This window comes from Micromonospora sp. WMMD956 (assembly GCF_029626125.1).
Classification (GTDB): domain Bacteria; phylum Actinomycetota; class Actinomycetes; order Mycobacteriales; family Micromonosporaceae; genus Micromonospora; species Micromonospora carbonacea.
Window position 1 is genome coordinate 6,107,936 of the sequence record NZ_JARUBI010000005.1, and the last position, 26,082, is coordinate 6,134,017.

The 26,082-nt window shown below is 74.6% G+C and carries 19 protein-coding genes; 10 read left to right on the forward strand and 9 right to left on the reverse strand.

The window, feature by feature from the left end:
- The first annotated feature begins 30 nt into the window (after positions 1–30).
- From O7628_RS26685 to O7628_RS26705, 4 genes are read left to right on the forward strand one after another with little or no spacing between them, the layout of a single operon-like run.
- On the forward strand, positions 31–1,059 hold the full coding sequence (locus tag O7628_RS26685; protein ID WP_278134713.1) for an ABC transporter substrate-binding protein: 1,029 nt from the start codon (positions 31–33) through the stop codon (positions 1,057–1,059).
- Between the two features lie 4 nt (positions 1,060–1,063).
- Complete coding sequence (locus tag O7628_RS26690) at positions 1,064–2,551, forward strand: aspartate aminotransferase family protein (protein ID WP_278134715.1); 1,488 nt, start codon at positions 1,064–1,066, stop codon at positions 2,549–2,551.
- A gap of 46 nt (positions 2,552–2,597) precedes the next feature.
- A complete protein-coding gene (locus O7628_RS26695; RefSeq protein WP_278134717.1) occupies positions 2,598–3,890 on the forward strand; it encodes a lysine N(6)-hydroxylase/L-ornithine N(5)-oxygenase family protein in 1,293 nt (430 codons plus the stop codon).
- Positions 3,887–6,280: a GNAT family N-acetyltransferase gene (locus O7628_RS26705; RefSeq protein ID WP_347405219.1), complete on the forward strand. Its 2,394-nt coding sequence runs from the start codon at positions 3,887–3,889 to the stop codon at positions 6,278–6,280. The genes O7628_RS26695 and O7628_RS26705 overlap by 4 nt, the downstream gene beginning before the upstream one ends.
- Before the next feature lie 82 nt (positions 6,281–6,362).
- On the opposite strand, the gene O7628_RS26710 is transcribed toward O7628_RS26705, so the two are convergent.
- The 9 genes from O7628_RS26710 to O7628_RS26750 form a co-directional block, all read right to left on the reverse strand.
- Positions 6,363–7,835, reverse strand: coding sequence for an arabinofuranosidase catalytic domain-containing protein (locus O7628_RS26710; protein WP_278134719.1), 1,473 nt, complete (start codon positions 7,833–7,835; stop codon positions 6,363–6,365).
- A gap of 138 nt (positions 7,836–7,973) precedes the next feature.
- The gene (locus O7628_RS26715; protein WP_178064625.1) at positions 7,974–8,669 is read right to left on the reverse strand and encodes an aspartate/glutamate racemase family protein; all 696 of its coding nucleotides are present in this window, start codon (positions 8,667–8,669) and stop codon (positions 7,974–7,976) included.
- Positions 8,670–8,704: 35 nt separating this feature from the next.
- Positions 8,705–10,015, reverse strand: coding sequence for an FAD-dependent oxidoreductase (locus O7628_RS26720; RefSeq protein ID WP_278134724.1), 1,311 nt, complete (start codon positions 10,013–10,015; stop codon positions 8,705–8,707).
- A gap of 9 nt (positions 10,016–10,024) precedes the next feature.
- Positions 10,025–10,900 (reverse strand): family 3 encapsulin nanocompartment shell protein, encoded by an 876-nt coding sequence (locus O7628_RS26725; RefSeq protein ID WP_278134726.1) that lies wholly within the window; start codon positions 10,898–10,900, stop codon positions 10,025–10,027.
- A gap of 75 nt (positions 10,901–10,975) precedes the next feature.
- Positions 10,976–11,821 carry a methyltransferase domain-containing protein gene (locus O7628_RS26730; RefSeq protein ID WP_278134728.1) on the reverse strand — a complete coding sequence of 282 codons (846 nt, stop codon included), beginning with the start codon at positions 11,819–11,821 and terminating at the stop codon, positions 10,976–10,978.
- A gap of 57 nt (positions 11,822–11,878) precedes the next feature.
- The gene (locus O7628_RS26735; protein WP_278134730.1) at positions 11,879–12,709 is read right to left on the reverse strand and encodes an SDR family oxidoreductase; all 831 of its coding nucleotides are present in this window, start codon (positions 12,707–12,709) and stop codon (positions 11,879–11,881) included.
- A 5-nt stretch (positions 12,710–12,714) separates the two neighbouring features.
- The gene (locus O7628_RS26740; RefSeq protein ID WP_278134731.1) at positions 12,715–13,656 is read right to left on the reverse strand and encodes a sulfotransferase; all 942 of its coding nucleotides are present in this window, start codon (positions 13,654–13,656) and stop codon (positions 12,715–12,717) included.
- Positions 13,653–14,894, reverse strand: a complete 1,242-nt coding sequence (locus O7628_RS26745) for an MFS transporter (RefSeq protein ID WP_278134733.1) — start codon at positions 14,892–14,894, stop codon at positions 13,653–13,655. The genes O7628_RS26740 and O7628_RS26745 overlap by 4 nt, the downstream gene beginning before the upstream one ends.
- Complete coding sequence (locus tag O7628_RS26750; RefSeq protein ID WP_278134736.1) at positions 14,891–16,264, reverse strand: aminotransferase class I/II-fold pyridoxal phosphate-dependent enzyme; 1,374 nt, start codon at positions 16,262–16,264, stop codon at positions 14,891–14,893. The genes O7628_RS26745 and O7628_RS26750 overlap by 4 nt, the downstream gene beginning before the upstream one ends.
- An 843-nt stretch (positions 16,265–17,107) precedes the next feature.
- On the opposite strand from O7628_RS26750, the gene O7628_RS26755 reads away from it, so the two are divergent.
- From O7628_RS26755 to O7628_RS26780, 6 genes are all read left to right on the forward strand, one after another.
- Positions 17,108–17,851, forward strand: a complete 744-nt coding sequence (locus tag O7628_RS26755; protein ID WP_278134738.1) for a lytic polysaccharide monooxygenase — start codon at positions 17,108–17,110, stop codon at positions 17,849–17,851.
- The gene (locus O7628_RS26760; RefSeq protein WP_278134740.1) at positions 17,836–18,531 is read left to right on the forward strand and encodes a DUF305 domain-containing protein; all 696 of its coding nucleotides are present in this window, start codon (positions 17,836–17,838) and stop codon (positions 18,529–18,531) included. The genes O7628_RS26755 and O7628_RS26760 overlap by 16 nt, the downstream gene beginning before the upstream one ends.
- 58 nt (positions 18,532–18,589) lie before the next feature.
- Positions 18,590–19,048, forward strand: a complete 459-nt coding sequence (locus O7628_RS26765; protein WP_278134742.1) for an ATP-binding protein — start codon at positions 18,590–18,592, stop codon at positions 19,046–19,048.
- A gap of 306 nt (positions 19,049–19,354) precedes the next feature.
- Positions 19,355–23,866, forward strand: a complete 4,512-nt coding sequence (locus O7628_RS26770; protein WP_278134744.1) for a HAMP domain-containing protein — start codon at positions 19,355–19,357, stop codon at positions 23,864–23,866.
- 108 nt (positions 23,867–23,974) lie between these two features.
- Positions 23,975–24,415 (forward strand): hypothetical protein, encoded by a 441-nt coding sequence (locus O7628_RS26775; RefSeq protein WP_278134746.1) that lies wholly within the window; start codon positions 23,975–23,977, stop codon positions 24,413–24,415.
- A gap of 104 nt (positions 24,416–24,519) precedes the next feature.
- Positions 24,520–25,911 (forward strand): hypothetical protein, encoded by a 1,392-nt coding sequence (locus O7628_RS26780; RefSeq protein WP_278134747.1) that lies wholly within the window; start codon positions 24,520–24,522, stop codon positions 25,909–25,911.
- Positions 25,912–26,082: the final 171 nt, after the last annotated feature.

Consider the following 26,082-nt stretch of genomic DNA (forward strand, 5'->3'; position numbering starts at 1 on the left):
CGGACCACCCCGGAGCGGAAAGAAGCCGTCATGCCCGTACCCGTGTCCCGCCCGCGCCTGACCCGCCGCGGCCTGCTCTCCGCCGGCGGCGCCCTCGCCGTCAGCGCCCTGCTCGGCGGTTGCGGCGGCTCCGACGACTCCGCGTCGCCGGCCGGCACCGGCGGGCCGTGGTCGTTCACCGACGACCGGCCCGAGAAGGTGACCCGGGACGCCACCCCGACCCGGGTGGTCGCCTTCACCGGCGTGGCCGCGGCGCTCGTCGACTTCGGACTCGACAGCCAGCTCGTCGGCGTGTTCGGCGAGACCACCCGCGCCGACGGCTCGAAGGAGCCGCAGGCCGGCGACCTCGACGTCGGCAAGGTGACGGTGCTCGGCAACGTCTGGGGCGAGTTCAGCATCGAGAAGTACGCCGCCCTGCGCCCCGAGCTGCTGGTCACCCACATGTACGACCCGGGCGCGTTCTGGTACGTCCCCGACGAGAGCAAGGACAAAATCCTCGCCCTCGCGCCCGCCGTCGCCATCCAAACCGCCCGGGTGCCGATGAGCCAGCCCATCGAGCGGTACGCGGCCCTGGCCGCCGCGCTCGGCGCGGACCTGAAGGCCAAGAAGGTCACCGACGCGAAGGCCCGGTTCGAGGCGGCGGCCGAGAGCGTCCGGCAGGCCGTCAAGGCCAACCCCGGCATCAAGGTCCTCGCCGCGTCCGGCAGCCCCGACGTGTTCTACGCCTCCAACCCGAAGGTCAGCACCGACCTGATGTACTTCGCGGAGCTGGGCGTCGACATCGTGGTGCCGACGAAGCTGGAGCAGGGCGACTACTTCGAGGCCCTGAGCTGGGAGAACGCCGACAAGTTCCCGGCCGACCTGATCCTGCTGGACAACCGCACCACCGCCCTGCAACCGGCCGACCTGGCGAAGAAGCCCACCTGGGCGGCGCTGCCGGCCGTCAAGGCCAACCAGGTCACGCCGTGGGACGCCGTCCCGCGCTTCTCCTACGCCGGCGCCGCGCCGCTGCTGGAGAACCTGGCGAAGGCCATCGCCGCCGCGAAGAAGGTGAGCTGACGCCGTGGCGGGCACCCCCCGCTCCCACCTGTTGACCACCGGCACCGCCGAGGACTACCGGCGGGTGCTGGCCGAGGGCATCGACCGGGTCGGCACCCGCATCGCGCACACCGACCGGCCGTTCAGCGGCGTCACCCCGGCCGCGCTCGCCCCGGCCGTGGCCGCCGTCGACCTGGACCGGCCGCTCGCCGACGCCACCGCCGCCCTCGACGAGCTGGAGGAGGTGTACCTGCGCGACGCCGTCTACTTCCACCACCCCCGCTACCTGGCCCACCTCAACTGCCCGGTGGTGATCCCGGCGCTGCTCGGCGAGGCCGTGCTCACCGCCGTGAACTCCTCGCTGGACACCTGGGACCAGAGCGCCGGCGGCACCCTCATCGAGCGCCGCCTCATCGACTGGACGGCCCGGCGCATCGGCCTCGGGCCCGCGGCCGACGGCGTCTTCACCAGCGGCGGCACCCAGTCCAACCTCCAGGCCCTGCTGCTGGCCCGGGAGGAGGCGTGCGCCCGCGACCCGGCCCCCCGCCGCGAGCTGCTGCCCCGGCTGCGGGTGCTCACCTCCGCCGCCGGGCACTTCAGCGTGCAGAAGGCCGCCACCCTGCTCGGCCTCGACGCCGACGCCGTGCGCACGGTGCCCACCGACGCCGACCGCCGGATGTGCCCCGACGCGCTGCACGCCGAACTGACGAGCTGCCACCGCGACGGGCACACCGTGATGGCCGTCGTCGCCACCGCCGGCACCACCGACTTCGGCTCCATCGACCCCCTCGACGCCATCGCCGACCGGTGCGCCGCCGCCGGGGCGCGGCTGCACGTCGACGCCGCGTACGGCTGCGGGCTGCTGGTCTCGCCCACCCGGCGGCACCTGCTCGCCGGCATCGAACGCGCCGACTCGGTGACCGTCGACTACCACAAGTCGTTCTTCCAGCCCGTCTCCTCCAGCGCCCTGCTGGTGCGCGACGGGCAGGTGCTGCGGCACGCCACCTACCACGCCGACTACCTCAACCCGGCCCCCCGCGCCAGCGGGGAGCAACTGCCCAACCAGGTCGACAAGAGCCTCCAGACGACCCGCCGGTTCGACGCGCTGAAGCTGTGGCTGACCCTGCGGATGATGGGCCCCGACGCGGTCGGGGAGCTGTTCGACGAGGTCATCGACCGGGCCGACGGGGCGTGGCGGCTGCTGGCCGGCGACCCCCGCTTCGAGGTGGTCACCCGGCCCACGCTGAGCACCGTCGTGTTCCGCTACCTGCCGCCGGCCCCGGCGGGCCACCTCGCCGACGACGCCAACCGGCACGCCCGCCGCGCCCTGGCCGCCTCCGGCGCGGCCGTCGTCGCCGGCACCCGGGTCGACGGCCGGCAGTACCTCAAGTTCACCCTGCTCAACCCGGAGACCACCCTCGACGACGTGGCGCACGTCGTCGACCTGATCGCCGCGCACGCCGACCGGTACGTGTGCGAGCGGGCCGCCGTCGCCCCCTGCCCGGTCGGCTGACCGGCGACCGTGCCCACCACCCCGACCCCGCGCAGAAAGCGACCCCATGCCCACCCGTGACGTCGTCGCCGTCGGGCTCGGCCCGTACAACCTGGGCCTGGCCTGCCTCGCCGAGCCGCTGTCCGACCTGGACTGCCTGTTCCTGGAGGCCCGCGACACCTTCGACTGGCACCCCGGGATGCTGCTGGAGAACGTCCGGTTGCAGACCCCGTTCCTGGCCGACCTGGTCACCCTCGCCGACCCCACCTCGCCGTTCTCGTATCTCAACTGGCTCAAGGAGACCGGTCGGCTCTACCCGTTCTACATCCGCGAGCGGTTCCACCCGCTGCGCAGCGAGTACAACGCGTACTGCCGGTGGGCGGTGCAGAAGCTGACCAGCGTGCGCCTCGGCCAGCGGGTCACCACCGTCACCCACGACCCGGCCGACGACGTGTTCGCGGTGACCGCCACGGTCACCGCCACCGGCGAGACCGTCACCCACCATGCCCGCAACCTGGTGCTCGGCACCGGCACCCCGCCGCACGTGCCAGCGGCCTGCGCCGGGCTCGACGGCGACGGCGTCGTGCACTCCTCCGACTACCTGGCGCACCGCGACGCGCTGCGCCGCCGCCGCAGCGTCACCGTCGTCGGCTCCGGGCAGAGCGCCGCCGAGATCTACCAGGACCTGCTGGCCGACATCGACACGTACGGCTACCGGCTGAACTGGGTCACCCGCTCGCCCCGGTTCTTCCCCCTGGAATACACGAAGCTCACCCTGGAGATGACGTCCCCGGACTACGTCGACTACTTCCGGGCCCTGCCCGAGGCCACCCGCTACCGCCTCGAAGCCGAGCAGAAGGGCCTGTTCAAGGGCATCGACGCCGACCTGATCAACGACATCTTCGACCTGCTGTACGCCAAGAGCATCGCCGGGCCGGTGGACACCCGGCTGCTCACCAACACCGAGGTGACCGGCGCGGAGCCCGCCGACGGGGCGTACGCGCTGCGGCTGCGCCACGTCGAGCAGGGCGGTGAGTTCGACCTGACCACCGAGGGGCTGGTGCTGGCGACCGGCTACCGCTTCCAGGTGCCGGACTTCCTCGACCCGGTGCGCCATCTGCTGCGCTTCGACTCCCACGGCCGCCTCGACGTGGCGCGCGACTACCGCGTCGACCACGCCGGCCGGATCTTCCTCCAGAACGGCGGCACCCACACCCACAGCGTCACCTCGCCCGACCTGGGCATGGGCCCGTACCGCAACTCCGTGATCATCCGGGAGCTGCTGGGCCGCGAGCCCTACCCGGTGGAGCGGCGCATCGCGTTCCAGGAGTTCGGCGTCCCGGCGGGGGTGGGGGCGTGACCGGGACCGTCTACACCCGCACCGACCCCCGGCTCGGCGAGTTCGCCCTGCGTACCCTCGACCCGGCCGCGGACGCCGCGCTGCTGCACTCGTGGGTGACCCACCCGAAGGCCGCGTTCTGGCTGATGGGCGACGCCGACGTGGCCCGGGTCGCCGCCGAGTACGCCCGCATCGCCGCCGACCCGCACCACGACGCGTTCGTCGGCCTGTGGCGCGGCGAGCCCGCGTTCCTCGTCGAGCGCTACGACCCGGCGCGGGTCGAGCTGGCCGGGCGCTACCCGGCCCGCCCCGGCGACGTGGGCATGCACTTCCTCTGCGCGCCCACCGACACCCCGGTCTCCGGCTTCACCCGCGCCGTCATCACCACCGTGATGGCGTGGCTGTTCGCCGACCCCGCGCACCGCCGGGTGGTCGTCGAGCCGGACGTGCGCAACACCGCCGTGCACGCCCTCAACGCCGCCGTCGGCTTCACCCCCGCCGGCACCGTCGCGCTGCCCGCCAAGACCGGCCTGCTCTCGTTCTGCACCCGTGCCCAGTTCGCCGCCGCCACCGCGGCTCCGCCCCAAGGACCGGACACCGTGGACCCGCAGGACGCCGTCGCCCACCTCACCCCCGGCACGTGGGCGCGCGCCAACCGGCTGCTGGTCCGCAAGGCCCTCGCCGAGTTCTCCCACGAGCGGCTGCTCACCCCCGAGCCCGTCGGCGCGGCCCCGGAGCCCGGCGCGTCCGCCGTCTACGAGGTGCGCAGCGACGACGGCGCCGTCGCCTACCGGTTCGCCGCCCGCCGGCTCGCCCTCGACCACTGGCACGTCGACCCGGCCAGCATCACCCGCCGCCGCGACGGCGTGGAGCTGCCCCTGGACGCCCTCGACCTGTGCGTGGAGCTGCGCGGCACGCTCGGCCTCACCGACCGCGTGCTGCCGGTCTACCTGGAGGAGATCACCTCCACCCTGGCCGGCTGGGCGTACAAGCTGGACCGGCCCGAGATCCCCGCCGCCGAGCTGGCCCGCGCCGACTTCCAGACGGTCGAGACCCGGATGACCGAGGGCCACCCCGGCTTCGTCGCCAACAACGGCCGCATCGGCTTCGGCATCGACGAATATCACCGGTACGCCCCGGAGGTGGGCCGGCCCGTGCGACTGCTCTGGCTCGCCGCCCACCGCGACCACACCACCTTCACCTGCACGGCCGACACCGACGCGGACGCCCTGTACCGGGCGGAGCTGGGCGACGATGCGCTCGCCGGGTTCGCCGCCACCCTCACCGGCCTCGGCCTCGATCCGGCCGACTACCTCTACCTCCCGGTGCACCCGTGGCAGTGGTGGAACCGGACCGCCGTCACGTTCGCCGCCGACGTGGCCGAGCAGCGGCTGGTCTGCCTCGGCCCCGGCCCCGACGAGCACCTCGCCCAGCAGTCCGTGCGGACGTTCTTCAACGTCACCCGGCCCGAGCGGCACTACGTCAAGACGGCCCTGTCCGTGCTCAACATGGGCTTCGTGCGGGGCCTGTCGGCGGCGTACATGGAGGCCACCCCGGCGATCAACGACTGGCTCGCCGACCTGATCGAACGCGACGAGGTGCTCAAGTCCACCGGGCTGACGATCCTGCGGGAGCAGGCCGCGATCGGCTACCGCAACCGCCGGTTCGAGGCGGCCACCGACCGGTACTCCCCGTACCGCAAGATGCTGGCGGCGCTGTGGCGGGAGAGCCCGGTGCCGGGCCTGGAACCGGGGCGGCGGCTGGCCACCATGGCGTCGCTGCTGCACGTCGACTCGGCCGGCGGGTCGTTCGTCGCCGCCCTGGTCGCCGAGTCGGGGCTGCCCGCGCCGGTGTGGCTGCGCCGCTACCTCGACGCGTACCTCACCCCGCTGCTGCACTCCCTCTACGCCTACGACCTGGCGTTCATGCCGCACGGCGAGAACGTCATCCTGGTGCTGCGCGACGGGGCGGTGGAGCGGGCGATCTTCAAGGACATCGCCGAGGAGATCGTGGTGATGGACCCGGACGCCGACCTGCCCGAGGCGGTGCACCGGGTCCGGGCGAACATCCCCGAGGGCGAGAAGATCCTGTCGATCTTCACCGACGTGTTCTCCTGCTTCCTGCGCCACCTCAACGTGGTCTGCACCGACGCGGGGCTGCTCACCGAGGAGGAGTTCTGGCGCGCGGTCGCCGACTGCGCGGCCGACTACGCCGCCCGGGTGCCGCACCTGGCCGACCGGCTGGCCCGCTACGACCTGTTCGCGCCGGAGTTCGCGCACTCCTGCCTCAACCGGCTCCAGCTGCGCGACAACCAGCAGATGGTGGACCTGTCCGACCCGTCGGCGGCGCTCCAGTTCGCCGGCACCCTGGCCAACCCCATCGCCCCGTACGCGCCGCGCCGCGCCGCCTGACTCCCGGCGGAAGCGGCGTGCCGGCGGGCGGGCCGACCGGGGCCTGCCCGCCGGCGTCCGACGCGCGGGTGTCGCGGCGCGCTCAGCTACGCGTGCTCCACTGTTGGTTCTGCTGTCCGTTGCACGACCAGAGGATCAGCTTGGTGCCGTTGGCCGTGGCGGCGCCGTTGGCGTCCAGGCAGAGCCCGGACTGGGCGTTGGTGACGGTGCCGTTGCTGTTGAGGTTCCATTGTTGGTTGGCGCCGCCGTGGCAGTCCCAGATGATCACCTGGGTGCCGTTGCTGGTGCCGGCGCCGCTCGCGTCGAGGCACTTGGTGCCGTACACCTGGAGTTGCTTGGCGGCGGTGTGGGTCCAGCGTTGGGCGGTGCCGCCGGTGCAGTCCCACAACTGGGTCTGGGTGCCGTTGGTGGTGCTGGCGTTGGGCACGTCGACGCAGCGGCCGGACTGGCCCCCGACGAGCTGGACGTTCTGTTGCGGGGTGCCGCCGCCGGCCGGCGCGTATCCGGCGGCGGCGATGTTGGCCTGCACGGCGTCCTCCGTGGCGTTCGACGGATAACCCGAGGTCAACACGCCCTCGAAGAAGGTGCCGCGACCGGAGACGCTGTTGTCGCCGCCGATGCCGAGCAGGATGGCCCCCTCCTTCTTCATCGGGTGGTAGCCGCTGGGGCGCTGCCCGTCGAAGTAGTTCGTCAGGCCGCCGGACTGGGCGTTGCCGCCCCGGATGGCCCAGTGGTTCGGCTCGCCCTTGACCATGGCGGTCACGAAGCGGTGGTTGATCGGCGCGAGCTTGTTGTATCCCGCGTTCACCCCGGAGAACAGCCCCCACTCCAGGTCGGCCATGATCCAGGGGCCGGCGCCGTCGCCGTAGCCCCACTGCTTGTCGGCGCCGAAGTAGACGGTCTCCATGATGGCGCGGGAGTCCGCCTGGCCGTCGGTCTGCGCGTTGCCGTAGTCGAAGCAGCACCACTGGTTGTAGTGCGTGCCGTCGACGACCGCGTAGATGCCCTCGGGCTGGTCGCCGGTGGCGACGCCGTTGGTGTTGTTGTTGCGGTAGCCGGTGCCGGGCGCGACGTAGACCCCGTACGCCTTCTGGCCGCCGACGGTGATCGGGGCGGCCTTCGCGTCGGCGAGGTTGTCCCAGCCGCCCGGGGCGGGGCCGGGCCAGTAGCCGGGGGGCGCCTGGGTGAGGCGGTTGTTGCGGCCGGACTGGTCGTAGATGATCGTGATGACGCAGGTCGTGCTGGCGCAGAACGTGTCCTGGGTGGCGGCGTTGGCGTAGCCGCCCGCACCGAGCACGCCGACGTCGCGGGTGGTGTTGTCCGACGCGCGTCGGACCTGGTAGAGCGGCCCGTTGTACGCGCCGTACAGCGCCCGGGTGGTGCTGTGCGCGGCGACGCACGGCGTGCCGCCCGCGGCGTAGATGTCACACGGGCCGGTGGTGGCGGCCCGCGCCTGCGGCGCGCCCGAGACCACGTAGCTGGCGGCGCCGGCGACGAGGACCACCAGGGTCCCCGCAGCGGCCAAGAAGCGCCGCAGTCCTGCTTCCACTTTCATTGGAGCATCTCCTGAGCTGGGGTGGGTGTGGTGTGCATGCAGACGTCACACGTCATACCCATGACATTAATCTCAGTCGATGGCCATGTGCCAGGTGTCGACGGGCTCCACCGGCAGAGGACCCAGGTCGGGGCCTCGTCACGCGCCCGGGTACGGGCGGCGGGTCAGCGTCGCGTGCAGCATGGTGGTGAGCGTGACGATGTCGAACACCGGCAGGCCCAGGCGGGCCTGGACGGCGTGCGCGAACGGCACCAGGTCCGTGCACTCGATCACCAGCGCCCCCAGTTCGGGGTGCGCCCCGGCGAGCCGGTCGACGCGGTCGAGCACCTCCCGTTCGAGCCGGTCGGCGTCGAGCGCGTCGCGGCGGCCCTCCAGCATCACCTCGGTGAACTCCGGCTGCCCTGCCATGCCCGTCACCCGCACCGGCACGTGTTCCGCGCCGATCGCGGCGAGGTGGCGCGGGGTGAGCGCGGCCTCGTCGGCGACGAGCAGCCCGACCGGCCGGCCGACCATCCGGTGCGCCAGGTCGAGCTGGAGCAGGCTCGACGACCACAGCGGCACCGACACGGCGGCGGCCAGCTCGGCCTGGAACAGCACCAGGAACCCGCACGCCCCGGTGATCCCGGCGACCCCGGCGGCCTCCAGGTCCCGGGCCGCTGCCACGAACGGCTCCAACAGCGTCGGGTCGGCCTCCCGGACGAGCCGCTGCGGCGTGGCCCCCTCGACGACCCGGTAGACGACGGGGAAGTCGAAGGTGGCCGGGTTGCGGATGTGCCCGGGGATCTTCTCGAACGAGGTGTCGAGGCAGAGCACGCCGATCGGGGCGTCGGTCATCGGTTCCTCCGCGAGTCGGTTGCGCCGCGACGGCATCATCGGTTCCTCCGGGCGAACGGGCGACGCCGCCAGCGGTCCACGGCGAAGGGCGCGAGGTCCAGCTCGGGGCGTTCGCCGCCGACGAGCTGGGCGACGAGCCGGCCGCCCGCCGGGGCCAGGCCCATCCCGATGTGGCCGTGCCCGGCGGCGACGACCACGTTGCGGCACGCCCCGGGCCGGCCGAGCAGCGGCAGGCTGTCCGGCGTGCAGGGGCGCAGCCCGCTCCACACCCGCACCCGCCGGTCGAGGCCCAGCCCCGGCAGGTACGCCGCGACGGTGCGCACGATGCCGTCGACGCGGCGCGGCGAGACGCTGGTGTCCATGCCGACCAGCTCCAGGGTGCCGGCCAACCGCAGCCGGTCGCCCAGCGGCATGACGGCCACCTTGCCCTCACTGAGCAGGATCGGCAGCCGGGGCGGGTGCGCGCCGGCGGCGACGTCGACCGCGTACCCCTTGGCGGGCTGGAGCATCAGGTCGACGCCGAGCCGGCGGGCGCAGGCCACCGACCAGACCCCGGCGGCGAGCACCACCTCGGCGGGGCGCAGGTCGCCGTCGCTGGTGCGCACGGCCCGCACCCGGCCGCCGGTCACCTCGAAGTCGCGTACCTCGGTGTGGGTGCGGATGTCGACGCCCGCGGCCCGCAGCGCGTCGGCGAACGCGACCAGGAACGCGGGGATGCGCAGCGCGGCCCCCTCGGCGTTGAGCAGGGCCCCGGCCACGTCGAACGCGACGCCCGGTTCGAGGGCGGCCAGCTCACCGGGGTCGAGCACCCGCAGCGGCACGCCCCGGGCGACGGCCGCCGGCACGGAGGCGCGGGCCGCCGCGAAGCCCTCCGGGGTCCGGCAGGCCAGCAGCATCCCCTGGGCGGTGAGGGTGTCGGCGAGCGGGCCGGTCGCGCACACCTCGCGCAGGATGGCGAGGCTGCGCTGCTTGAGGGTGAGCAGCACGTCGAACGCGGCGCGGGCGTGCTGCTCGGTGCAGCGCCGGCGGAAGTGCCACAGCCAGGCCAGCAGGGCCGGGTCGGGCCGGGGGCGCACGTGGAACGGGCTCTCCGGGTCGAGCAGGTAGCGCAGCCCCTTCGCGGGCACGCCGGGCTCGGCCAGGGGCGCGGCGCCCTGGGTGCCGACGAAGCCGGTGTTCCCCGACGAGCAGGCCGCCGGGTCGCCGATCTCGCCCCGGTCGACGACGGTGACCCGGTGCCCGGCGCGGGCCAGGAACCAGGCGCAGAACAGGCCGACGACGCCCGCGCCGACCACCAGCACGTCGGGGTCGTCGCCGGGCGGGCGCGGCGCGGGCGGCGTCGGCATCGCGGCGGCCTAGAGGCTGACCACGAAGAAGCAGGTGGGCAGGTTGAGCACCACCCGCTCGTAGATCTCGGCGGTCAGCGCCACCCCGGGCTCGGCGAACGTGCCCGGCGGCGGCTCGGCGAAGGAGATCATCGACCGGCCGGCGTCGAACAGCAGCGCGCCGTGGCCGAAGTCGCCGACGATCGCCGTGCCCGGGTCGACCAGCCGGGTCCGGACGATGAACACGCCGTTCTCCTCGACGTCGCGCATCAGCGTGCCGGAGCCGAGCAGGCGGTAGTAGTCGGCCGGGTTGATGATCAGCCCGTCGGCGGTGCTGCCGTTCTGCTCCACCTCGTTGCAGGCCGACAGGATGGTGGAGCCGAACGGGCCCGGGTCGGTGAGCCGGGCGATGTCCGGCATGGTCAGCAGGCCGCCCTCGCCGCGCAGGATGGTGACGTTCTCGGCGGTGGCGAGCCGCACCACCAGGCGGTAGTTGATGAACTCGGCGAAGCTGGTCGGGTCGTCCCACAGCCCGTCGGGCACCTGCACCCACGCCTTGGTGGTGAACAGCGGCGGGATGGGGGAGCGGTGGAAGTGGTTGGCGGCCTCCCGCCGCAGGTCAGCGCCGTCGACGGCCGGGTCGCCGGGCCGGGCGGGGCTCTCGTGCCAGTAGAACTCCTGCGGGTCGCGGGACAGGTCCACCACCTTGAGCATGTTGCGCGAGGGGTAGCGCGGCTTACGCCGGGAGCTGGTCAGCGAGTCGGTGATGGTGACGTCGTAGTCGACGCGGGTGTCGAAGCCGCCCTCGGCGAAGGCGTCGACGAAGACCTGCCCCGGCGAGAGTTGCTTGCGGCGGTCCTCGACGACCTCGGCGATGGTCCGTTTGATGACGTCGGTTCGTTGCATCGGGCGCACACCTTCCGGTCGGTTCGTCGTCACTGCGCGTCGGTTCGGGTCGTCACTGCGCGTCGGGTCGGGTCGTCACCGCGCGGCGGGCTTGCGGGCGACGAACATGCCCCAGCCGAACTCGCCCCGGTCGATGGCGGCCTGGATCTCGCCGCAGGACGCGGCGAAGCCGAGGATCCACTCCCGGGCGGCCGGGTCGTCGGTGGCGGCGGCCCGCTGCCGGGCCGTCTCGCCGAGCACCCGGTACGTCTGCCGGATGTGGGCGTCGAGGCTGCGGGCGGTCAGCACCTCGAAGCCGGCGGCGGTCAGCGCCTCGGCGTACCCGTCGAGGGAGTAGCCGCCGCTCCACCGCACCCGGTCGTAGACGTGCCGGCGGGCGGCCTCGCCGATGTCGGTGGTGGGCTGGAGGAAGTCGGTGACCGCGAGGATCCCGCCGGGGGCGAGGACCCGGTGCATCTCGGCGTGGCTGCGCGGCTTGTCGGGCACCAGGAACAGCGCGTCCTGGCTGACCACGTGGCTGAAGGCCGCCGCGTCGTACGGCATGGCGGTGGCCGAGCCGTGCCGGAAGGTGACGCCCGCGGCGCCCCGCTCGGCGAGCTTGGCCTGGGCGAACCGGACCCGCTCGATGCTCAGGTCCAGGCCCTCGCCCCGGCAGCCGGTCTGCCCGGCCAGCCGCAGCAGGAAGTTGCCGCAGCCGCAGCCCACGTCGAGCACCGTCGACCCGGCGTCGATGCCCGCCTCGGCGGCCAGCAGGTCCGAGGTGCGGTCGGCGGCGGCGTGGTAGTCGGTGTCGGCGTCGTCGGCGAAGTAGCCGGTGTGCAGGACGCCCTCGCTGTCCCAGAAGCTGAGGTACGTCTGGGTGGTCTGGTCGAAGAACTCGGAGACGTCCCGCTCGGTGAACGTGGGGCTGGTCGTGGACATCGCGCACTCCTTCGTGCTGTGCCGCCGGCCGGCGAGGCCGCCGCCGGGATGGGGATCTCAGGCGTAGGTGTCCTTCCGGACGCCGGTGAGGTGCGGCAGGTCCGGTCCGGTGGCGCTCGCGCCGCCGTCGACCAGGTGCACCCCGGCGGTGACGAACGAGGCCCGCTCGCTGGCCAGGAACGCGGCCATCGCCGCGACCTCCTCGGGGCGGGCCAGCCGGCCCAGCGCGCTGTGGTGGCCCATGGCGGCGAGCTGCCCCTCGACGTCGCCGTCGTCGCCGGCGAGCCGGGCGGCGGCCCGCTCCATCGGCGGGGTGCGCACCGAGCCGGGGGCGAGCACGTTGACGGTGATCCGGTCGCGGGCCACGTCCACGGCGAGGCCCTGGGCGAAGCGGACCAGGGCGGCCCGGGTCACCCCGGACAGCAGCAGCGGGGCGATCGGCACGGCGGCGGTCTCCGAGGCGACGAAGATGAGCCGCCCCCAGCCGGCGGCGCGCAGGTGCGGCAGCGCCGCGAGGGCCAGCCCGACGGCCGGCAGCAGCACCCGGTCGACGGCGGCCCGGTAGTCGGCCGTCTCGAACAGGGTGGCCGGGCCGATCGGCGGGCTGCCGCCGCTGACCAGCAGGACGTGCGCCGCGCCGAGGTCGGCGGCCACCCCGTCGACCCAGCGGCGGGGCGCGTCGGCGTCGGTGACGTCCACCGCGGTGGCGCTGACCCGGCCCTTCGCCACCCCGGCCAGCTCCCGCTCGGCGGCGGCGAGCCGGTCCGGGTCCCGGCCGCAGATCGCCACGTGCGCGCCCTCGGCGGCGAACTCCTTCGCGCAGGCCAGCCCGATGCCGCTGGACCCGCCGGCGACGAGCGCCACCCGTCCTGTGAGCCCCAGATCCACGTCTCCTACCTTCCGCCGGTCGGTGACAGCCGGCCCGCCCCGGCCGACCGGTAGCCGTAGCGGGTGAACAGGGGCTGGGCCAGGGCGGTGGCGGCCAGCCGGTCGGCGGCCGACAGGGTGCGCCGCCACGCCTCGTCGCTGTCGCGGATCACAGTCGGGCCGCTGCGGAACCGGTCGGGGTTGCCGGTCACCGTGTGGTTGGTGCCCAGCTCGACGGTGCGCCCGCGCACCGGGTTGCCGGCCGGGTCGGCCCCGCACAGCCGCAGCAGCGCGTCGACCGTGCCGGCCGGGTCGGCGGCGAACGACTCGTAGCGCAGCAGGGTCGAGCGCTGCGGGTGCCGCCGGGTGATCGCCGCCGAGGCCAAGTTGAACCCGTGCCAGTACGCGGTGCTCCTGGCGGCCGACATCGCGTACACGTACTGCTTCGGCTCCCGCCAGGAGTGCGCCACGGCGCGCGGGTCGCGCACCAGGTGCACGTAGTACGGGGTGATCCCGGGCAGGTGCGCCAGCAGGGCCGCCTCCCCGGGGATCTTCGTGGTGTCCACGATGGTGTGCGCGCCGGTGCGTTCGGCGACCGCCCGGTAGACCCGGCCCATCAGCTCGGCGTGGGCGCGGATCTCGTCGTCGTACAGGCCCCGGCGCAGCACCCGCCAGGTGTGCCGGGTGCGGACCCGGGACCGCTGGCGGCCGATCACCTGTTCGGCGTGCGCGTCGGCCGACAGGCCGGCGGGCCGCCCGACGGGCAGCACCCGCGACCAGATGTCGCAGGCGGTCAGCTCCCGGCCGCAGCCGCACAGCCCGTTGACGCCCCGGCCGGTGGAGTTCTTCCACAGGAAGTGCAGCTCGCCGACGTGGAAGAAGCCGGGCACCTCGTTGAGGACGTTGCCGATGATGGTGCTGCCGTTGCGGCACCAGCCGGTGACGCACAGGACCGTCAGGTCGCTCATGCCGCGCGGGCCTCCGTCCGTTCGCTACCGGACATCCCGGTGCCGCCCGCGCCGGCCGCCGGGCGGCCGATCCACGCCGCCATGGCCGCCGCCGCGACGGCGCAGGCCGCGCCGACGCCGAACACGGCCGGGTAGTCGAGCCGCGCCGCTACCAGGCCCGTCACCGGCCCCCACACGGCGAGCCCCAGATCCCAGAACGAGGTGTACGCCCCGATGGCCGCCCCCTGCCGGGTCGGCTCGGCCCGGTTCATCACCATCAGCGCCAGCGACGGGTGCAGCAGCGAGAAGCCGACGCCGGTGACCACGCCCCCGGCCACGGCGACGGGCAGGTTCGGCGCGAGCGCGACGATCGTCAGGCCGACCGCCTCGCCGGCCGCCGACCAGGCCGCCACCCGGCGGGGGCCCAGCTTGTCGGGCAGATGGCCGATGACCAGGCGGGTGCCGGCGTACACGGCGCTGAAGCAGCTCAGCACCAGCACGCCGGAGCCGATGCCGCGCGCGTCCAGGTGCAGCACGACGAACGCGGCCAGGCCGGCGTACCCGGCGGCGCCGAGGGCGAGCGCCGTGCCGGGCAGCAGCGCCGGGCGCAGCAGCAGCCCACCGCCGCCCCCGGATTTCCCGCGCGCTGCGGTCCCGGGCTCCCCGGGCGCTGCGGTCCCGTGGTCCCGGTGTGGCGCCGGGACCACGGCGATCAGGGCGGCGGCCAGCAGGGGAGCGGCGGCGGCGAGCGCCCAGACGGCGGTGAAGGAGACCTGTTGCAGCGTCGCGCCGAGGAAGGTGCCGGCGGAGATGCCGCCCCACATGCTCACCCCGTACAGGCCGATGAGCTGGCCCCGGCGGTGGTGCGGGGCGAGCGCCACCGTCCACACCGCCCCGGCGGTGAACAGGGCGGCCTCGCCCGCGCCGAGCAGCAGCCGCACCGCCACCAGCGCCGGCACCGCGAGCGGCAGGAAGTAGAGCAGCCCGCCCAGGGCCGCGACGAGCGCGCCGACGAGCATCACGGTGCGGTGGCCGTACCGGTCGGCCAGCGCACCGGCGACGGGCCGCACGAGCAGCGCCGTCCCGGCGGTGACCGTGACGACCAGGCCGACGACCAGGTCCCCGGCGGCGTGCCGGTCGCGCAGGAACGCCGGCAGCACCGGGATGACGGCGGTGAGGCCCAGGTAGCCGGCGAACAGCCCGCCGAAGATGCCGACCAGGGCGGGGCGCGGCACGGCGCGGCCGGGGTCGTCCGTCATCGGCCCACCGGCTCCGCCGCCCCGGCCGGCGCGACCACGGGCCCCGCCCCGTCCGACGGCGGCCCGACGGGTGCCGCGTCCCGCGCGGCGGCCACCTTGCGCACCGCCCGCACCAGGTCGTCGCAGTCGTCGGTGGTCAGGTTCGACGACAGCGGCACGTCGACGGCCTCGCGCAGGTAGCCGGCGGTGCGCGGCAGCATCGCCCGGATCACGTCGACGTCGTCGGTGTCGTACGCGAACCGCCAGTTCCAGAACGCGCGGACGTTGAGGTCGTCGTCGGCGCCGATGTTGCGCGCGTCGATGCCCTCCCGGCACAGCGCGCGGGCGAACCAGCCCGCGTCGCCGCCGGGCACCCGGAACACGAACGCCTCCCCGAGGTACGCCCCGGGGGCGACCGGGCGGCGGATCGCGATGCCCGGCACGTCGGCCAGCGCGGCGGCGACCCGGTCGTAGTTGCGGTGGAACAGCCGCAGCCGCTGCGGCAGCCGGGCCATCTCGGCGCGCAGCAGCGCCGCGCGGATCTCGTCCATGCGCAGGCTGAGCAGGGGCAGGTCGAGGCCGGTCAGCGGCGGCTCGGCGTCGGGGAAGTGTCGCCGCAGCCGCCCCTCGTACGCCCCGGACAGCGCCACCGCGCGGGCGAACAGCTCGGTGTCGTCGGTGACCAGGAAGCCGCCCTCGCCGCAGTTGAGCGCCTTGTCCGACTGGGTGCTGAACGCGCCCGCCGCCCCGAACGTGCCGAGCTTGCGCCCGCGCAGCTCCGCGCCGAGCGCGGGCACCGCGTCCTCGATCAGCGGCACGCCCATCTCGGCGGCGAACGCGGCGAGGGCCTCGGCGTCGGCGGCGAAGCCGCGCATGTGCACCACGAGGATCGCCCCGATCCCCGGCTGCCAGCGGCGGCGCAGGTCGTCGAGGTCCATCCGCAGGTCCTCGTCCACCTCGACGAGGAACGGCTGGCAGCCGGCCATGACGATCGCGCTCGGCGTGGCGACGAACGTGAACCCGGGGCAGGCGACCAGGGAGCCCGGCGGCACCCGCGCCGCCATGATGGCCAGGGCGAGGGCGGCGGTGCCGCTGGACACGGCGAGCGCGTGCCGGGTGCCGAAGAAGCGGCACAGCTCGTCCTCGAACCGGCCGCACTCGGTCTCGTGCTGCGGGCGGTGGTCGTAGCGGAAGTAGAGGTGGCTGCGCACCGCCCGGCAGGCCGCCTCCTCGTCCTCGGGGTGGACGAAGACCGCGCCCTTGTCGTAGGTGGGCCAGGGGGTGCTCCGGACGGGCGCGCCGCCGTGCAGGGCGAGGCGGTCCTCCGGTCGATCAGGGCGCGTCGCCGGCCGTGGCCGGGGCGGCGCGGGAGCTTCGTCGTTCCCGTTCACCGGCGGACTCCTCGCTCGTTCCTGACGGGTGTTCCGCCGGCTTTTCTCCGGCCGCGGAACGGTGGCCGGCGCGCGTCCTGCGGACAGCACGAATAGCCCCACTGACGTGGGAGAATTCGTCGATCCGGAATCGCGTCAATCGCCGCCCAGTGACAGTCATGATTGCCTTGGGGGTGCGGCCCGTCAACCCGTGTCTTTGGTTCACGGCGGGCTCCGTCCGGCCGTCGGGGAAGGGCACGGTGACCGCCGGTCGCCAGCCGCGCCGCAGCCGGCCTGCTGGTGCATCGTTGAGCTGGGCGGACGTCGACCGGCTCGCCCTCGCGGCGATCACCCTCGGTCAGCGCGTCCCGGCGGCATTGTGTGTCGATCGGAATGCCGACCCCGCAATTCCAATTCCCTAGCGGATAGGCAGCCTTTTCACCTTCGGGTGGGCGCAAAGTTGGTCAACAGCCATCAATGGCGTGTTGTCCGATCGGAACCGACTATCTGTCCCTACGGCGGTAGCTGAATGAATTGTCCGAACGCCACACCCGACCAATGCCCCACCCCATCCCCACCTGCCCGCCCACGTCCCCCGCCCCGCCCCCCGCCCCCGCCCCGCCCCCGCCCCGCCCCGCCCCCCGCCCCGCCCCGCGCCGGTGATCAAGAGAAAAGCGTCAGAGTTGATCTCCGTATTGACGCAAACCTCTTGATCACCGGGGGTGGGGCGGGGGAGGGGGGAGGGGTGGGGCGGGGGTTTACTGTTAAGAAAGTTTAATTTATGTTTCTTGCATGTCGCTGGTGGGCGTATCGGACCAGCTCGGCGCGGTGTGCCGACGCCTGCCCCGAACGAAGGAGCGTCACATGCGTCGAAGGGTCGTCCTTCCGCTGGCGTCGGCGGGTGCCGTCGTCGCCTCCCTGGCCGTCGCGGCGCCCGCCCAGGCGCACGGTTACGTGTCGGGACCGCCGAGCCGGCAGGCGCTCTGCGCCCAGGGCCGGGTCCCCGACTGCGGTCAGATCAAGTACGAGCCGCAGAGCGTCGAGGGCCCGAAGGGGCTGCGCAGTTGCAGCGCCGGGATCGGCCAGTTCGCCGTCCTCGACGACGACGCCCGGGGCTGGCCGGCCACCCCCGTCGGCAGCTCGGTGACCTTCACCTGGACCAACACCGCCCGGCATGCCACCAGCAACTGGGAGTACTGGATCGGCGGGACCCGGCTCGCCCTCGTCGACGGTGGTGGGCGACAGCCCGACGCCACCGTCTCGCACACCGTCAACCTGGGCGGCTGGTCGGGCCGGCAGAAGGTGCTCGCCATCTGGAACATCGCCGACACGGCCAACGCGTTCTACTCCTGCGTGGACCTCCAGATCGGCACCGGCGGCACCCCCACGCCCACGCCCACCAACCCGACGCCGTCCCCGTCGCCGACGAGGACGGCCACCCCCGCGCCGACCACCCCCGCGCCGGGCGGCACCTGGACGGCCGGTCAGGCGTACCGGGTGGGTGACCAGGTCACCTACGGCGGGGCGGCGTACCGGTGCGTGCAGGCCCACACCGCCCTGCCCGGCTGGGAGCCGCCGAACGTGCCCGCCCTGTGGGCCCGGCTCTGACCCGCCAGCGGGTGCGGCCCGGGGGCACGGGGCCGAGATGGGCGGGGTGGCCGCGCTCCCGCCGGGCGGCGCTGGCGCTCGCCGCTCTCCTGGCCGTCGCCGGCTGCGCGCCGGACCCCGGGCCGCCCGCCCCGGCCCCGTCGGGCGGCCCGCTGCCGGCCCCGCCGGCCGTGTCGGCCCCCGCCCCGGCCGACGTGCCGTTCCTGCGGGCGATGGTGGCCCACCACGACCGGACCCGGGTGATCGCCGCCGCGGCCACCGGGCGGATCACCGACGCCGAGCTGCGCACCCTCGTGGCCGCCGTCGACGTGACCGAGGCCGACGAGCTGGCCACCATGCGGCGCTGGCTGGCCGCGGCCCCGGACGGCGACGCACCCGGATCGCCGGGCCACCATCCGCACCACGACACCCACGACACCGGCGATGCCCAGGGCGCCAGCGGCACCCACGACGCGCCGGCGACCGCCGACCCCGACCTGGCCCGGCTGCGCGCCGCGCCGCCGGGCCGGTTCGACGCCGTACTCGTGGAGGTGCTCACGGCCCACCAGCGCGCGGCCGTCGCGTTGGCCCGGCGGCACCTGCCGGCGGCGGTCGGCCCCGAGGTGCGCGACCTCGCCGACCGCGTCGCCCGCTCGCGCGCCGCGCAGATCCGGCTGATGGCCGGGCTCCCGGCGGCCTGACCTGTGGGAAACCGCCCGGGCCCGCCCACGTCAGGGGCGGTACGTGTACGGTCCGGCCATGAGCAGCGGTGGGGGTGACGGCGACGGCGCGGGGGCCGGCGCGTCCAGCGGGAGGGCCGGGGCGACGCTGTTGGCGGAGGTCATCAGAGCCGACCGGGTGACGGCCCTGCGCCACGCCGTCACCGCCGCGGCCGGCGAGGCCGGGCTGGCCGACGTCGCCCTGGAGGACTTCGTGCTGGCGGTGCACGAGCTGGTGACCAACGTCGTCCGGCACGGCGGCGGCAGCGGCCGGCTGCGGCTGCGGCGTGACGGCGACCTGCTCACCTGCGAGATCGGCGACGACGGCCCCGGCCTCGGCGACGTACGCGTCGCCCTGCCCGCGCCCCACGAGGTCGGCCACCGTGGCCTGTGGCTCGCCCAGCAGCTCACCGACGGGCTGGAGATCCGGGCCGACGGCCGCGGCACCACCGCCTGGGTCAGCGCCCGCCTGCCGACCCCGGCGGCCGACCGTCGCTGACGGCCTGCCCGGCCGCCGACCGTCGGCCCGACCCGGTCGGCGGCTCGCCGCCGGTGGCGATCCGTCGGCAAGCGATCCGTCGGCAAGCGATCCGTCGGCAGGCGATCCGCTGGGGGGCGATCCGTCGGCGGGCACCCGCCGGCCGCCCCCAATGCGGCTTGGGCGACCTTCCGGGCATACTTGCGCGGGTTTGGTGTCGCTGCCGGACGGGCGGGCCGTCCGGCTGGTCGCGGTGCGGGGGTAGCGATGGTCGAGCGGTCTGCGGCACGGCACGGTGGCGGGACGCCCCTCGCACCCCCCGGCCCGGTGACCGATCCCGGGTTGCGGCAGCTGTTGGCGGGCCTGACCGCGGTGCGCGACGGGGACTTCGGCACCCGGCTGCCGGAGGACGGCGACGGCCTGCTCGGCGAGATCGCCACCGTCTTCAACGGCATGGTCGACCAGCTGTCGCTGTTCACCTCCGAGGTGACCCGGGTGGCCCGCGAGGTGGGCACCGAGGGGCAGCTCGGCGGGCAGGCCGAGGTGCCGGGAGTGTCGGGCACCTGGAAGGACCTCACGGACTCCGTCAACGCCATGGCCGGCAACCTCACCGACCAGGTCCGCGACATCGCCGAGGTGGCGACGGCGGTGGCGCGGGGCGACCTGTCGCAGAAGATCACCGTGGACGTGCGCGGCGAGATCCTGGAGCTGAAGGTCACCATCAACACGATGGTCGACCAGCTCTCCGCGTTCGCCGACGAGGTGACCCGGGTGGCCCGCGAGGTCGGCAGCGAGGGCCGCCTCGGCGGGCAGGCCGAGGTGCCCGGGGTGGCCGGCACCTGGCGGGACCTCACCGACTCGGTGAACTTCATGGCCGGCAACCTCACCAGCCAGGTCCGCAACATCGCGCAGGTGACCACGGCGGTGGCGCGGGGCGACCTGTCGCAGAAGATCACCGTGGACGCCCGGGGCGAGATCCTGGAGCTCAAGAGCACCATCAACACGATGGTGGACCAGCTCTCGTCGTTCGCCGACGAGGTGACCCGGGTCGCCCGGGAGGTCGGCACCGACGGCCGCCTCGGCGGCCAGGCGCAGGTCAGCGGCGTCGCCGGCACCTGGCGGGACCTGACGGACTCCGTCAACTCGATGGCCGGCAACCTCACCGACCAGGTCCGCAGCATCGCCCAGGTCGCCACGGCGGTGGCGCGGGGCGACCTGTCGCAGAAGATCACCGTCACGGCGCACGGCGAGATCCTGGAGCTGAAGAGCACCATCAACACGATGGTGGACCAGTTGTCGTCGTTCGCCGACGAGGTGACCCGGGTCGCCCGGGAGGTCGGCACGGAGGGCCGCCTCGGCGGGCAGGCCGACGTCAAGGGCGTCTCCGGCACCTGGAAGGACCTCACCGAGTCGGTGAACGTCATGGCCGACAACCTCACCGCCCAGGTGCGCAGCATCGCCGAGGTCACCACGGCCGTGGCCAAGGGCGACCTGACGCAGAAGATCCGCGTGGACGCCCGGGGCGAGATCCTGGCCCTGAAGGAGACCATCAACACGATGGTCGACCAGCTCTCCGCGTTCGCCGACGAGGTGACCCGGGTGGCCCGGGAGGTCGGCACGGAGGGGCGGCTCGGCGGGCAGGCCCGGGTGTCCAACGTCGGCGGCACCTGGAAGGACCTCACCGACAACGTCAACGAGATGGCCAACAACCTCACCAACCAGGTGCGCTCGATCGCGCTGGTGGCCACGGCCGTCGCGCAGGGCGACCTCAGCCGCAAGATCACGGTGGAGGCGAAGGGCGAGGTCGCCGTACTGGCCCAGACCATCAACACGATGGTGGACACCCTGGGCGCGTTCGCCGACGAGGTGACCCGGGTGGCCCGGGAGGTCGGCACGGAGGGGCGGCTCGGCGGGCAGGCCCGGGTGCCCAACGTGGCCGGCACCTGGAAGGACCTCACCGACAACGTCAATTCGATGGCCAACAACCTCACCGGCCAGGTCCGCAACATCGCCCAGGTGACGACGGCAGTGGCCCAGGGCGACCTGACCCGCAAGATCGACGTGGACGCCCGGGGCGAGATCCTGGAGCTGAAGACGACCATCAACACGATGGTGGACCAGTTGTCGTCGTTCGCCGCCGAGGTGACCCGGGTGGCCCGCGAGGTGGGCAGCGAGGGCCGGCTCGGCGGCCAGGCCGAGGTCGAGGGGGTCTCCGGCACCTGGAAGCGGCTCACCGAGAACGTCAACGAGCTGGCCGGCAACCTCACCCGGCAGGTCCGCGCCATCGCCGAGGTGACCAGCGCGGTGGCCACCGGTGACCTGACCCGATCGATCACCGTCGACGCCTCCGGCGAGGTGGCCGAGCTGAAGGACAACATCAACTCCATGGTGGAGTCGCTGCGCGAGACCACCCGGATGAACCAGGAGCAGGACTGGCTCAAGACCAACCTGGCCCGGATCTCCGGCCTCATGCAGGGCCACCGGGACCTGGAGGTCGTCGCGGGGCTCGTGATGGACGAGCTGGCCCCGCTGGTCTCCGCCCAGCTCGGCACGTTCCTGCTGGTCGAGGACGGCGTCGGGGAGCCGACCCTGCGGGTGGTCGGCGGGTACGGCCACCGCGCCTCCGGCCGCCGGTTCACCCTCGGCGACTCCCTCGTCGGGCAGGCCGCCGCGAGCCGGCGGGCCATCGTGGTCGACGCCGTGCCGGCCGACTACGTCACCGTCTCCTCCAGCCTCGGCGCGGCGACGCCCCGGCACCTGGTGGTGCTGCCGATCCCCTTCGAGGGCCAGGTGCTCGGCGTCATCGAGCTGGCCAGCATGAGCCGGTTCACCGAGACGCACCGCAACTTCCTCGACCAGTTGATGGAGACCATCGGCGTCAACGTCAACACCATCGTCGCCAACGCCCGCACCGACGTGCTGCTCACCGAATCCCAGCGGCTCGCCGCCGAACTGCGGGCCCGCTCCGAGGAGTTGCAGGCCCGCTCCGAGGAGCTCCAGCGCTCCAACGCCGAGCTGGAGGACAAGGCGGCGCTGCTGGCCCGGCAGAACCACGACATCGAGACCAAGAACTCGGAGATCGAGCAGGCCCGTCAGGAGCTGGAGGCCCGCGCCCAGCAGCTCGCGCTGGCCTCGAAGTACAAGTCGGAGTTCCTCGCCAACATGAGCCACGAGCTGCGTACGCCGCTGAACTCGCTGCTCATCCTGGCGCAGTTGCTGGCGCAGAACCCGAACCGCAACCTCACCGCCAAGCAGGTCGAGTACGCCACCGTCATCCACTCCGCCGGCACCGACCTGCTCCAGCTCATCAACGACATCCTCGACCTGTCCAAGGTCGAGGCGGGGAAGATGGACGTCAACCCGGAGACGTTCGCGCTGAGCGAGCTGCGCGACTACGTCGACGCGACGTTCCGGCCGCTGACCACGCCGCGCGGCCTGGAGCTGGACATCAGCACCGGCCCGGACGTGCCGCAGTGGCTGCACACCGACGAGCAGCGGCTGCGGCAGGTGCTGCGCAACCTCGTCTCCAACGCGGTCAAGTTCACCGAGCAGGGCCGGGTGCAGCTGCGCATCGAGCGGGCCCGCCCCGACGAGCTGCCGGAGGGGTTCACCCCCGGGGAGACCGTGCTGGCGTTCCGGGTCGTCGACACCGGGATCGGCATCGCCGAGCAGCACCTCACCGCCATCTTCGACGCGTTCCAGCAGGCCGACGGCACCACCAGCCGCCGCTACGGCGGCACCGGGCTGGGCCTGTCGATCAGCCGGGAGATCGCCCACCTGCTCGGCGGCCGGATCGCCGCGCGCAGCGTCCTCGGCCGGGGCAGCACCTTCACGCTCTACCTGCCGGCCACGCTCACCGGCCCGGTCGCCCCCGCGCCCCCGGCCGCGCCAACCGCCCCGTCGACCGTTCCGCCGCCCGCCGCGTCCCCCGCCGGCCGCGCGGAGCGCGACCGGGCCGCCGGGCCGCACCCGGGGGCGGCGCCGGCCGTGGAGCCCCCAACCGGGCTGCGGCGGGTCCTCGTCCTCGAACACCACGACAAGGGCCTGCTGACCATGCTGGTCCACGGCGTGACGGCCGGGCTGGCCGGCCCGCCGGTCGAGGTCGCCACCGCACTGGACGCCCCGGCTGCGCTGGAGGCCGTCGCGGCGCGCCGGCAGCACTGCCTGGTCGTCCACCTCGACCTGCCCGACGACAGCGGGGCGGTGCTCCTGCGGGCGCTGCACGACGCCCCCGCGTACCGGGGCGTGCCCGTGCTGGCGTACCACGCGCGCCCGCTGGCGGCCGGCCAGGAGGCGCTGCTGCGGGCGGTGGCCGGCGACCGTCCACTGGAGATCCTCGGCAGCCTGGACGACCTGCGGGAGCGGATCGTGCTGCACCTGTCGGCGGACGCCACCGGGCACGTGGTGCCCCTCGCCCGGCCCCTGCCCGTGGCCGCCGCGCCCGGGGAGGGCTTCGGCGTCGGCCTCGCCGGCCGCAAGGTGCTGGTGGTCGACGACGACGCCCGCAACGTCTTCGCCCTGACCAACATCCTGGAGCTGCACGGCCTCGACGTGGTCTACGCCGAGAACGGCCGCAAGGGCATCGAGACGCTGATGCGCCACGACGACATCGACCTCGTGCTGATGGACGTGATGATGCCCGAGATGGACGGGTACGCGGCCACCGCCGCGATCCGCGCCATGCCGCGCTACGCGGACCTGCCGATCATCGCGGTCACCGCCAAGGCGATGCGCGGCGACCGGGAGAAGAGCATCACCTCCGGCGCCAGCGACTACGTCACCAAGCCGGTGGACGCCGAGGACCTGCTGCACTGCATCCGCCGCTGGCTCGACGGCTGACGCCCCGACCCGTCCCGTCCGGCGGGTCGCCCGCATCGCGGGCGCGGGGATACCGCCACCTCGCCGACACCCGCGCCGGAGATCACGCGGCGCGGGCACAATGCCGGGATGAGCGAGCGACGGGTGAGTCTCGACGATCTGGGCGCGTGGCTGGTCAAGGGCAACGCCGACCGGGTCGACCTCGCCGCCCGGTTCCGCCGTGACCCCCGGGTCGAGAGCTGGTGCGTACGCCCCGGCTACCGGGCCCGGCTGATGCGCCCCGGTCAGCCGGTGGTGCTGTGGGCCAGCGGTAGCCGGGGCCAGCTGCCGTACGGGGTCTGGGGCGTGGGCCGCGTCGCCGCCCCGCCGGTGGTCGACGGCGACGGGGGCTGGTCGGTGCCGCTGGACCTGACCGTCCTCGACGAACCCGACCGGGTGCCCCGGCGACGGCTGCGCGCCGACGCGCGGCTGGGCGGGCTGGAGGTGCTCCGCCAGCCGCAGGCGGCCAATCCGTCGTACCTCACGGTCGCCCAGTTCGCCGCGCTCCGCGACCACCTTCCGCCCCACTGACCTCCCGCGTGATCAGTCGGAAACCGGACGCGCGACGACGCTGCAGGGGGGTTACAGCGTGGCTACCATGTGTCGACGCCTTCCGAGCAGAGAGGTCGGCCCGCGTGCGTTGTCCCGCTGTCCGCTCCGTCCCGGCCGTGGTGGCCGTGGCGCCGCGGCGTGCCGGGGCCGCGCCGGCCCCCGGGGCGGCCCGACCGTGGCGGCTGGCCGGGCTGCTGCTGGCGGCGGTGGGCGCGGGCATCGTCACGGCGGTCCTGTTCTCCGGCCCGGCGGCGGCGGACGAGGGCCGGGGGTCACCCCGCCACGCCGACCCGTCCGCCGGCGCTCCCGCCCCCGACGAGGCCGGCCGGGCGGGCCTCGCGTCGCCCGACGGGCCGCGTACCGGCTCGTCCCTGCGGGATTCCGCGCGGCCCGACCGGGAGCGTCCCGGCCCGCTCCGGGGGGTGCTCCGGCCCCCGCCGACCCCGGCCCCGTCCACCCCCGGCCCGACCGATCCCGGCCCGTCGGATCCCGGCCCGTCGGATCCCGGCCCGTCGAAGCCCGCCCCGGCCGATCCCGAGCCGTCCCCGCCGGGTGCGCCCGCCGAGCCGGATGCGCCGAGCAGGCCGCCCGAGCCGTCTGCGCCGAGCAGGCCCTCAGAGCCGGGCGCGCCGGCCGGGGCCGTGCCACCCGGGCCGGCCGAGCCCGGGTCGGCGGCGGGCCGGCCCGCCGCCGTCACCCCCGTCCCTGGCGGCCCGGCCGGTCCGGGCACGTCGCCCGGCGGGGTCGCGGTCGCGCCGGGCGGACCGGCCGCGCCGGACGGGGCGCCGCAGCACCCCGCGGTCCCGCCCACCGACCCCGCTGCGGCGGTGCCGTCCGTCGGGTCGGGTCGGGTCGGCGACGGGCGGCTCGCGCACTGCCTGCCGCAGGTCGTCGGTGGCCTGACGAGCTCCCTCGGCGCCCTGCTCGCCTCGGCTCTCTCCGGGCTCGACCAGCATCTCGTGGCCCCGGTCCTGGGCCTGGTGGGCAACCTGCTTCCGCGGGTGCTGCCGATGCCGCCCCTGGTCCCGTCCGATCCCGCCGACCCGGCGGTGTCCGCGCCGCCCCGGGCGGGGCCGGCACCCGGGGGCGGGCCGGTCGACCCGGTGGACGCCCCGGCGGCGGTCCCCGGTGGTGAAGCGCGGTCCGTGATCCCGTCCGGGCGGTCCGGCGGCGCGGCCGAGGCCCCGGCCGGGACGTTCCTGGCGGCGTGGCCGGCCGCCCCGGCCGGCGCGTCGTCGGATTCGTCGTCCGCCTCCGTCCGGGCGGCGGCGGGGCCGACGTCGGCGGGTGGCCCGGGCCGGCCCGTGTCGCCCACGGGCGACCGCGCCGACGATCTGCGCACCGGGTCCGGGCCCACGCCCGCCGCGGCCGACGCCTCGCGTTCGTCGGTGCGCGCCGCCGGCCGGCACCGCACCGCCCGCCCGCCGGTCTCGGCCCAGAGCCGGGCTCCGGGGGTCGCCGCCCGTCCCGGCTGAGTCTCGGCAGGGCCCGTCCCGCGGTCCACGGCCCCGTGCCGTGCCGCACCGCCGACGTGGCCGTACGGGGCCTGCGGGCGTCCACCAGGGACCGCCGTGGGCCGACGCCGCCCGTTCCGCGCGCACCGAACCCCACCCCGCCCTCCCCCGAGCCGGCGTGGCCGGGGCGAC

What these genes read in the sequence shown, in the direction of transcription:
- O7628_RS26740 (WP_278134731.1), bottom strand. Translation starts at nt 13,656, where the DNA reads ATGAGCGACCTGACGGTCCTGTGCGTCACCGGCTGGTGCCGCAACGGC.
- O7628_RS26755 (WP_278134738.1), top strand. Translation starts at nt 17,108, where the DNA reads ATGCGTCGAAGGGTCGTCCTTCCGCTGGCGTCGGCGGGTGCCGTCGTC.
- O7628_RS26720 (WP_278134724.1), bottom strand. Translation starts at nt 10,015, where the DNA reads ATGCCGACGCCGCCCGCGCCGCGCCCGCCCGGCGACGACCCCGACGTG.
- O7628_RS26685 (WP_278134713.1), top strand. Translation starts at nt 31, where the DNA reads ATGCCCGTACCCGTGTCCCGCCCGCGCCTGACCCGCCGCGGCCTGCTC.
- O7628_RS26745 (WP_278134733.1), bottom strand. Translation starts at nt 14,894, where the DNA reads ATGACGGACGACCCCGGCCGCGCCGTGCCGCGCCCCGCCCTGGTCGGC.
- O7628_RS26730 (WP_278134728.1), bottom strand. Translation starts at nt 11,821, where the DNA reads ATGTCCACGACCAGCCCCACGTTCACCGAGCGGGACGTCTCCGAGTTC.
- O7628_RS26775 (WP_278134746.1), top strand. Translation starts at nt 23,975, where the DNA reads ATGAGCGAGCGACGGGTGAGTCTCGACGATCTGGGCGCGTGGCTGGTC.
- O7628_RS26715 (WP_178064625.1), bottom strand. Translation starts at nt 8,669, where the DNA reads ATGACCGACGCCCCGATCGGCGTGCTCTGCCTCGACACCTCGTTCGAG.
- O7628_RS26765 (WP_278134742.1), top strand. Translation starts at nt 18,590, where the DNA reads ATGAGCAGCGGTGGGGGTGACGGCGACGGCGCGGGGGCCGGCGCGTCC.
- O7628_RS26710 (WP_278134719.1), bottom strand. Translation starts at nt 7,835, where the DNA reads ATGAAAGTGGAAGCAGGACTGCGGCGCTTCTTGGCCGCTGCGGGGACC.
- O7628_RS26695 (WP_278134717.1), top strand. Translation starts at nt 2,598, where the DNA reads ATGCCCACCCGTGACGTCGTCGCCGTCGGGCTCGGCCCGTACAACCTG.
- O7628_RS26725 (WP_278134726.1), bottom strand. Translation starts at nt 10,900, where the DNA reads ATGCAACGAACCGACGTCATCAAACGGACCATCGCCGAGGTCGTCGAG.